Annotated in this window: 9 protein-coding genes, 1 pseudogene and 1 other annotated feature; of the genes and pseudogenes, 3 read left to right on the plus strand and 7 right to left on the minus strand. The window is 45.6% G+C overall.

All coding sequences use genetic code 11. From position 1 onward, the window contains the following. The 3 genes and pseudogenes from ACYQ2O_RS08155 to tyrS form a co-directional block, all read left to right on the plus strand. Positions 1 to 202, plus strand: a pseudogene (locus ACYQ2O_RS08155) (hypothetical protein); the annotation flags it as partial. A gap of 145 nt (positions 203 to 347) precedes the next feature. Continuing rightward, positions 348 to 554, plus strand: a binding site (T-box leader). Positions 555 to 627: 73 nt separating this feature from the next. Further along, a complete protein-coding gene (locus tag ACYQ2O_RS08160; RefSeq protein ID WP_281241333.1) occupies positions 628 to 759 on the plus strand; it encodes a hypothetical protein in 132 nt (43 codons plus the stop codon). A gap of 61 nt (positions 760 to 820) precedes the next feature. Further along, positions 821 to 2,086, plus strand: coding sequence for a tyrosine--tRNA ligase (tyrS, locus tag ACYQ2O_RS08165; protein ID WP_346024473.1), 1,266 nt, complete (start codon positions 821 to 823; stop codon positions 2,084 to 2,086). 223 nt (positions 2,087 to 2,309) lie between these two features. On the opposite strand, the gene ACYQ2O_RS08170 is transcribed toward tyrS, so the two are convergent. From ACYQ2O_RS08170 to ACYQ2O_RS08200, 7 genes are all read right to left on the minus strand, one after another. Continuing rightward, positions 2,310 to 3,275 carry a DUF1002 domain-containing protein gene (locus tag ACYQ2O_RS08170; RefSeq protein ID WP_459770206.1) on the minus strand — a complete coding sequence of 322 codons (966 nt, stop codon included), beginning with the start codon at positions 3,273 to 3,275 and terminating at the stop codon, positions 2,310 to 2,312. Positions 3,276 to 3,540: 265 nt separating this feature from the next. Beyond that, a complete protein-coding gene (locus ACYQ2O_RS08175) occupies positions 3,541 to 4,194 on the minus strand; it encodes an SDR family oxidoreductase (RefSeq protein ID WP_459770208.1) in 654 nt (217 codons plus the stop codon). 105 nt (positions 4,195 to 4,299) lie between these two features. Continuing rightward, positions 4,300 to 5,082, minus strand: coding sequence for an ABC transporter ATP-binding protein (locus ACYQ2O_RS08180; protein ID WP_091265935.1), 783 nt, complete (start codon positions 5,080 to 5,082; stop codon positions 4,300 to 4,302). Positions 5,083 to 5,118: 36 nt separating this feature from the next. Beyond that, on the minus strand, positions 5,119 to 6,069 hold the full coding sequence (locus ACYQ2O_RS08185; protein ID WP_346024582.1) for an ABC transporter substrate-binding protein: 951 nt from the start codon (positions 6,067 to 6,069) through the stop codon (positions 5,119 to 5,121). Positions 6,070 to 6,082: 13 nt separating this feature from the next. Continuing rightward, complete coding sequence (locus ACYQ2O_RS08190; RefSeq protein WP_459770210.1) at positions 6,083 to 7,126, minus strand: FecCD family ABC transporter permease; 1,044 nt, start codon at positions 7,124 to 7,126, stop codon at positions 6,083 to 6,085. Position 7,127: 1 nt separating this feature from the next. Then, a complete protein-coding gene (locus ACYQ2O_RS08195) occupies positions 7,128 to 8,186 on the minus strand; it encodes a FecCD family ABC transporter permease (RefSeq protein WP_459770212.1) in 1,059 nt (352 codons plus the stop codon). A gap of 40 nt (positions 8,187 to 8,226) precedes the next feature. Further along, entirely contained in the window at positions 8,227 to 9,246 is a 1,020-nt protein-coding gene (locus ACYQ2O_RS08200; RefSeq protein WP_346024579.1) for an NAD(P)/FAD-dependent oxidoreductase, read from the minus strand. Between the last annotated feature and the right edge of the window lie 284 nt (positions 9,247 to 9,530).

A 9,530-nucleotide genomic window follows, 5' to 3' on the forward strand; every position in this document is an offset into this window, starting at 1 on the left:
TCGTAAAAACGGAACGCTTTTAGAAGCTTTGAGAGCGGAACTACCTGCATTTGAACAAACCATTGTCCCTGAATTTAAAGGGGCTGTTAGAGCTGTTTTGAAAAAGATTCATCGTCCTTCTATAGGGGTTAAAATGGGTGAAATAGCTAATTATAGTTCCACATCAAGTCCAATGGGACAACTGAAGAAAATGTTTGGGTAATGAAACACACAGAATGAGCCATTTTAATATTAAAATTGAAGAGTTACCATCTCTAGAGAAAAGTTTCCGCCAAAGTATTGACACATACGAGCTAAATGAGTATATTGACTATTCCCTTTATATCCTTTATACTGACCACTATAATATTTCAGCGATGAATAGGCACAGTAGTGCGTTCTGTTTCATAGTAATTTCAGAGAACGGGTGGCTGGTGAAAACCCGTATGGACGAACGGCACGAATTACACCTAGGAGCACTCTCACTAGAGACGCATCCCGGCGTTATGGGAATGAGTGAAAGTGGATTTTTCTACTTTAAACTGGGTGGTACCACGGCACTGTTCGTCCCGACATGAAGCATAGGCTTTTTGTGGGGCTTTTTTTATATCTTTATTTAGCTGATACTTGAATTTAAGGAGGTTGCTTATGTTCAAAACCCATGATTATTACGATATTCTTCATTTTGGGGTTTACTGCATCAGTATGGTACGTGAACGATATTGGCACTTATTCAGAGTACTGGATGACAGCTATGGCAGCACATCCATTTTCAACTGACACTATACATGGTGTTTCAATCATCTAGACCAATAGAATACATTATTAAAGGAGATTCAAAATGACTATACTAGACGAACTTGAATGGCGCGGAGCCATCAACCAGCAGACAGATGAAGAAGGGCTGAAATCCCTGACTGAAGAGAAAAGTATTGCCCTTTACTGCGGAATCGACCCGTCAGGTGACAGCATGCACGTCGGCCACCTGATCCCATTCATGATCCTTAAACGATTCCAGCTTGCCGGTCATAAACCGGTGATTCTGATTGGTGGTGGAACAGGGTCTATCGGAGATCCAAGCGGGCGTAATTCTGAACGTGTCCTTCAGACAATGGATAAAATCATGGATAATGCAGATAAGCTGAGTGCTCAGATGCGCAAGCTTTTCAAAGCAGGGTCAGAAGAGTCCGGTATTAAGCTGGTTAACAACTACGACTGGCTGAGCGGTCTGTCTTTCCTTGATTTCCTGCGTGACTTCGGAAAAGAATTCAACATCAATACGATGCTGGCCAAAGATGTCGTGTCCAGCCGACTTGACACCGGTATCTCCTTTACAGAATTCAGCTACCAGATTATTCAGTCAGTCGACTTCCTACATCTATTCCAGAATGAGGGTGTCCAGCTGCAGATCGGCGGATCTGATCAATGGGGTAACATTACTGCTGGTCTGGACCTGATCCGGAAAAAAGAAGGTGCCGAGGCTAAGGCATTCGGCCTTACAATTCCTCTATTACTGAAGGCTGACGGGACCAAATTCGGAAAATCTGCGGACGGAGCGATCTGGCTCGATCCGGATAAAACCACGCCATACGAATTTTACCAGTTCTGGTTCAATCAAGATGACCGAGATGTTGTGAAATACCTGAAATACTTCACTTTCCTGACCAAGGATGAAATCGACGAACTGGCGGAGCAGGTGGAGACCGAGCCGCATAAACGTGCTGCTCAAAAAGCACTGGCTGAAGAAATGACACGATTTGTGCACGGTAAGGAGGCGCTGGATGAAGCAATCAGCATCTCACAGGCTCTCTTCTCAGGTGACATTCAGGACCTGACAGCCGATCAGATCGCTACGACATTTAAAGATGTCCCTTCATCTGAAGCTGCTAAGGGTGAACACAATCTTGTCGAACTACTGGTTGACATTACAGGCATCGAGCCGTCACGACGCCAGGCTCGTGAAGATATAAAAAATGGAGCGATTCGTCTGAAAGGCAGCCAAATACAAGACGTTGATTACGTTGTCAGCGAAAAAGACAGCTACGACAACCGCTTCATCATCGTCCGTAAAGGTAAGAAAAAATACTTCCTGATCAATCTCGTGTGATTTTTTATCTAAATATAAAGCCGCTGCTATTTAAAAAGGTAGTAGCGGCTTTTTTGTATGGGTATAGAGATTTTGGTCTTCTTTATTCTTATCCCCCCCTTAGTCAGTTTTGTACAGCTCAATTCTTCCAATCAAAAAAAAAGCCTCAGGCTCAGCTTAAGAAAGAGATCGTTCTCTTTACACGCTGAGCTTAAAGCTTATAATTTCAATATCTGGTAAATAATTAGTTGAACAGGCCTCTGATTGCTTCCCAGATTTGTCTGAAGAAGTTGCCGATCTGATCGACTAGTCCGCTGTCTTCTGCCTGCTGCCAAGCGTCTCCAAAACGATCACGCAAGTTACCGGACAACTGTTCCAGCTGTTGTCTGACTTGAGCTGAATCAATCGCCCCAGTTTGCTGATAGCGTTCAAAGAATGCCAAGAGTCGATCAACCTGATCCTGAGAAATCACAGATTGAAGATTATTGTTTTCCAATGCATCATTGATGATCTGTTCGATTTCTTCCCTCGTAGCCAGTTCATCCTGACGGTCCCGTAGTTCTGCCAAATGCTGCTTGATTTCAACAATTGCCTGATCCAGACGGCTGGAGTCGAATTCCTCTTCATCCGCATTTTCCTGAGCAATCTGATTCGTCGTTTCCAGTTCCTCCTGTGCAACCTTCATACGGTCCTGATCCAGTTCCTCACCGTTTACATCGAACGCTTTATAAATTCCAGTCAAGGCACTTTCGCCAGTCACCGGGCGGATACTGGCTACCATGATGGTCACATCTTCTACTCCGGCAGTAATGGCTGCATTGCTGTATTGTTCTTCAGTAATCTGAGTGATATTATCCGGGGTTTTGTTGATAACATTGACACCATGTCCTTCATTTTCCCTCTGGACCAGAACAGATGAGATCATGCTGGCCGTATTCCCGGAGCCTGTACCCAGATAGTTCTGAAGGTCTTCACCTGTTACAGCAACGCTGGCTACATTATCCATGCTGTCTATGCCTAAAAGGTCAGCCGTTTCTTCGATCTGGGCATCATTCAACCCGCCGCCATGGACATATGTGGGAAGGCCCCATGCTTCGTTGACAACGCTTGTGTCGATGCCTTCAGAAGCCTGTGCAGAAGGCATCATCAGCACAGCTGATGCAGTCAATGCGATACCTGCAGCCATCAGTTTTTTTAATTGTTTCTTCATATTTAATTCTCTCCTTTGTATAACTCATTCAAACAAACTATTTAATCTAGACTACAGTATACCACCAACAAAAAAATTTTCCTATGTAATAAAAGCAGCCGCCGGAGAGACCCCAGCAGCCGCTTCAGTCCCAGGAACACGCCAAGAACATTGACCGACTGCACTTTATCGAAATCATTGACATCCTGATCCCTCATTATCATAAAGGGGAACATACGCTGATTGTTCCCTTGCTGTCTATCCTTAGACTACGCAGTTTATAGGCTTATAATTTGGTCAGTGCATCACTGATTTCGTCTTTACCAGTGACCAGGTCGAATGCTTTTTTGTAGGTTGCTTCCGTATCAAGACTGGCTGCTATCACTTTAGCCACATCTACTCTAGGGATACTAAAGTCATCTGGTGTACCGATATCAGTACTGGCTGTTACCGTTCCGATTGAGTCTTCGTTTTCCAGCATACCCGGGCGGACGATCGTATAGTTCAGACTTGAATCCATCAGCCACATATCAGCGTAATGCTTGGCAACATAATACGGTTTGATTTCTTCGTTCCATTGATCACGGTCATCTGCTTTAAAGGCACTGACCATGACAAACCGGTCGATTCCAGCTGCTTTCGTCGCTTCGACTGTTTTCACTGCCCCATCCAGATCGATCAGCAAGGTCTTGTCTGCACCTGTACTGCCTCCAGAACCGGCAGTAAAGACAACAGCATCGATGTCAGTCATGCGTTCTTTAATTTTGTCGACTGAATCTTCCAGATTACCCAGCCTGGCTTCTACGCCTTTGTCTTCAAACTCCTTCACTTGTTCTTCTTTTCTGACAAAAGCTACTGGTTTATGCTTGCCTTCTTCTTTAAGAATATCGACTAGGTGACGGCCGATCTGACCGTTTGCTCCGACTATCAATACGTTCATTAATATCGCTCCTTTAAATTTTATCTCCAATCTTACCATAACAAAAAGGAAATCATTCTTCCAAAGATAAGCTTACTTTTTGGAAGAAGATTCCCTCATGATTATTTATATTAAGTGATAGGTCAGGCAGGCTGGTTTTTTTGTTGATGGATCCTGAACGATTTGAGCATCGATATCGAAGACGTCTCTCAGCACCCCATTGGTCATAACTTCTGACGGTTTACCCGCTTTGATGATCTTTCCGTCTCTTAACGAGATGAGATAGTCTGAAAAGCGTGATGCATGATTCAGGTCATGCAGAACCATAACGATCGTCTTGTTCTGATCCCGGTTCAGTTTCTCCAGCACCTGAAGCACATCCAGCTGATGCGCCAGATCCAGATAGGTCGTTGGTTCATCGAGCAGCAGGATATCCGTATCCTGAGCAAGGGCCATTGCGATCCAGACGCGCTGGCGTTGTCCACCTGACAAGGCATGCACATAACGGTCCGCGTATTCCAGCAAATTTGTCTCTTTCAGTGCCCAGTGGATCATTTCCCAGTCTTTTCCTGAGAGCTGCCCAAATCCTTTCTGATAAGGCGACCGGCCATAGGATACCAGATCCTTGACTGTCATTTCTTCAGGCGTATGCGGTGACTGAGCCAGTATGGCTATTTTTTTGGCGATACTTTTAGTGGACTGCTGATGGATAGCTTTTCCGTCGAGGAGTACAGACCCGCTTGATGGCTTAAGCAGTCGAGCAATTGTCTTCAGAATCGTCGACTTCCCGCAACCGTTCGGTCCAATGATGCATGTGATTTTTGAATCCGGAATCGTCAGCTCGAGCCCGTCGACGATCAGTTGACGTCCGTACCCGATAGACAAGTCATCTGTAGATATCCGTGACACGCTACCCACCCCTCCTTTACTATTAGTTAATATATTTTACTGCTGCAGGCTGCTGTCAATATGCTCCAGCACCTGCTCGTTAGCTATTGGTCCATAATACAACCAGGCTGACTGCGAGTCAAATGTGTATACATTGTCATTTTCGACAGCAGGTATATTCTGCCACAACCGGTCTTCCATGAGTTCGCTTTCAGCATCTGAGATAAGGAAGAGATGATCAACATCCATTTCAGCCAGCTCCTCTAGTGAAACAGCAGACCAGTCTGCATCATCAGACAGCTGATCTACGACATCAGGAATATCAAACCCCGCATCCCCGTATAGGACAGAGCCACTCGAACGTTCGGGATGAACAACAAACAGACTCGTATCGATCATCCAGATCGCAGCGGCTGACTCACCTTCTGCAGTTTCCTGAACTAGAGACGCTGTTTCCTCAGCCCTGGCATCGTAAGACTCGATAACTGAAGCTGCTTCGTCTTCTCTGTCCAGAACCGTACCGATTTCTCTCATTGTTTCTCTCCAGCTTGTTGGACTGGCATTTAGAACATAAGTCGGTGCAATCAAGTTGTACTGGTCCACCATATCCTGTTCGATCTGATCACGGATAAGAATCAAATCAGGTTCAACTGACATGACGGATTCGTAAGGTAAATCATACGGAATCGTCTGCACATCAGCCAGATCGTCTTGAAGATAAGACTGAACGCCCTCTCCATCATTGATCGACCACTGCGCAACAGGTGTGATGTCAAGTGCTGTAAGGTAGTCTTCAAGATAAGAAGCAAGCACTGCTTCCGGATCTTCCGGGATTTCTACTTCGTTCCCCAGTCCATCTGTCAGAACACGCGGGCCTCCACTTTCCTGTACCTCTTCTGTTGCTTCATCTGTTCCATCAGCCGGATCCAGTTCAGTATCTTCCTCGTTGTTCCCGCAGGCCGCCAGAAGTAAAGTCAGTGATAATGTACCTAAAACTAGTTTTTTCATCATATTTCCTCCATTATTCTTTGATAGTTATTAATAGATAAATAAAGTAAGGGGCACCGATTACAGAGACAATCAGGCCGACAGGTATTTCAGATGGTGCAAGTATTGTACGTGCCAATGTATCGGACAGGACGATCAGAATGGCTCCGGTCACAGCTGATACAGGAATCAGCCGCTGAAACTTTCCTCCGACCAGCCTTCTGGCCAGATGAGGAGCGATCAGGCCGACAAAGGCGATGCCCCCGGCAGCTGATACACTTGCTGCGGAAAGTCCAACGCCTATGGTCAGCAGCTTGATCCGTTCTTTTTCAATCGCTGTGCCTAGTCCTACAGCCATCTCCTCACCGAGCTGCATGACAGACAGCACTCTGGCTTTATACAAAGATAAAGGGATGAATATCAGGATCCACGGAAGCAGTCTCAGGACAGCAGCCCAGGAAGCATTCCAGATTGAGCCTGAGAGCCAGATCAGTGCCCTGTTAAAGTCACTTTCACTCATTCTAAGCTGAACAAGCAGCAGAGCCGCAGAAAAGCCGGCATTTACTCCGATACCGACCAGAACCAGTCGAATCGGCGTGACCCCTTCTTTCCATGCAAGCACATAAATAAGTATGGCAGCTGAGATGCCTCCGATAAATGCTGCAAAAGGCAGGCCAGCATTTAGCCATACGGGTGGCTGATCCTGATTCAAAGTCAAAAGATAAAGGTATAGAACAGCAAAAAATCCTGATCCTGAATGGATGCCGATGATCCCAGGGTCTGCCAGGCTATTCTGAGTGACGCCTTGAAAAATAGCACCAGCCGTAGCCATTCCAGTTCCCACCAGTACGGCCAGTACAATGCGCGGGAGACGGAACTGATACAGGAGAAGCTCATGGGAAGCTGTACCGGCGCCCGTAACTGTCAACCAGATATCAGCTGGTGTCAAGGCCATATAGCCTGACGCCAGACTGACCATGACGAGAACGCCTAAAAGACAGATTAGAAAAAGAAAGAGCCAGGCACTTCGCTTGAACGCTTTATCTTTATAAGGTGACGATTGCTTTGATCGATCCATTTCAGCCTCTCCCTTCTTTTCTAGCCAGTAAAAGGAAAAATGGCACACCGATCAGTGCAGTCAAGGCCCCGACAGGCGTCTCGTAAGGCGGATTGATCGTTCGAGCTGCAATATCTGCAAGAACAAGCAGACCAGCGCCGAAGACAGCAGAGCCTGGTATGACCCATCTGTAGTTCATTCCCATGACTTTTTTCGCAACATGAGGAATGACCAGTCCGACAAATCCGACCGTACCGGCGATCGAGACGGCTGCACCAGTTAAAATCAAGACAACAAGAACTGAAACGAACTTGATCCAGCCAATTCTGATTCCAAGTCCCTTAGCCATCTCCTCTCCAAGCCCCATGATTGTCAGTGACCGAGACAGCGCGAAGGCAGTGATCAGTCCGGCAAATGCCAATATGCCGATCACTCTGACGCTTTCCATTCGAACTCCCGCGACTCCGCCTGCAAACCAGAAGCTGATGTCTCTGGCGACATTGAAATGGATGGCAATAATCGTCGACATGGACTGGAGAAGTGCGCTGACCGCAGCTCCAGCTAGAGCCAGCTTAACGGGAGTCAGTCCACGTTTACTGAAGGAGCCGATAAGAAAAACCATTCCGGTCCCTAATCCTGCTCCAGCAAAAGACCACAGGATCAGTTGCCAGTAACTGGACTGGGGATGAAAAGCAAAAGCAACAGCAATCATGAAAGCTGATCCTGATGTCACCCCCATAATGGACGGTGAGGCCAGCGGATTAAGTGTGAGTGCCTGCATGATAACACCAGACACAGCAAGAAAGGCGCCAACCAGAGCGGCCGCAAGAATACGCGGAATCCTCAGGTCTCTGATGATGACGTGACTCGTACTGCTTGAGTCAAAAGCGGTAAAGGATTCTAATATATCTCGCCACCCGATATCAGAGACTCCTATAGAAATAGAAGCAATCATAATCAGAACCAGCACTACTATACTGGATATTAAAATAAGAGCGGCCGGATGAGGGGCACTCAGTCGCTTCATCAGCCGCTTCTGTGTCTCTTTTTTTGTAAGCTGGTCCTTTCTGATCTGTTCCATAATACGCCCTTTTCTTTTGATTCAATTATTTCGTTCGCGTTTATTTCTCCTGCAGGCCTTTATGAAAAGATGACATGATAACTTCAGGAGTTTCAGCAGGAAGAAGCGTTGACTTGATCTGATTGACTGCATTGATGGCATCCTGGAATGCACCGGCAATCAGCCTGACTTTCCCTTCATAATCAACAATGTCTCCAATAGCATAAATGCCTTCCACGGAGGTCTGCATCTGTGTATTTCCTTCAATATAGTAGTTGTCTTTCAAGTTCAATTTCAGAGTTTTTTCCTGATAGAAATTCGGCTCACTGTCAAACCCGATATTGACGATCAGTTCATCAAGTGACAAAGTAAACAGCTGACCAGTCTGGCTGTTCCTGACTTCTATGGCCTGAATGTCGGTTCCCTGATCGTCAGGTATCAACGTTTCTATTGAAGTATAAGAATGTATTGCCACATTTGATTCTTTCAGTTTTCTAAGCTGAGACTCATGCGCCCGAAAGGTGTCGTTTCTGTGAATCAGATGAAGTTCATCTGCCGTTTCTTTCAGTTCATTGGCCCAGTCGATAGCTGAATTTCCTCCTCCGACAATGACAACTTTTTTTCTTGAGAAGTCTTCTATACGAAAAATTCTGTAATGCAGATTTGTCTGTTCATAATGTGATGCTTTATGCATGGCCAGTTTTCGTGGAGACACTAGACCGCCTCCGACAGCTATGATTACAGACCGGCTGTAGTAGCATGCTCCAGATTCGCTGATCACTTTAAATAAGTTTTCTTTTAATTTTTCAATATTCACTATTTTCTCTTTAAGTATGATTTCCGGATCGAACAAGGTTCCCTGTTCTTTCAGGTAAGACATGACATCTGCCCCGTGTGTAGGAGGCATGCCCCCTATATCCCAGATTCTTTTTTCCGGATAGAAATGAAGCTTCCCACCCAACGTTTCTTTCACTTCAATCAGACGTACAGAGAGATCCCTCATGCCTGCATAAAAGGATGCGTAGAGACCTGCCGGCCCGCCACCTATTATCGTGCAGTCTGTTATTTTTGTATTATCCATTGTAGCCCTCTTCAATAATTGAGAATGATTATCACTTTCATATAAGTTATACCATTCACAAAGTAATGTGTCAAGATGACATCCGCTTAAGACCGGTGCTTTCGTCTTCTTTTCCCCACCCTGGTTTACAATCGAGTAGGAGGTAAATAATTAATTTATTTACCGTCCTCTCACACCACCGTGCGTACGGTTCCGTACACGGCGGTTCAATAATTTAAATATCTCTATCGCTCGTACAAATGGATTAAATCTCTTAATCCCCATTCTACGAACTTTTTATTTGT

It is taken from the genome of Alkalibacterium sp. m-11, assembly GCF_054658155.1.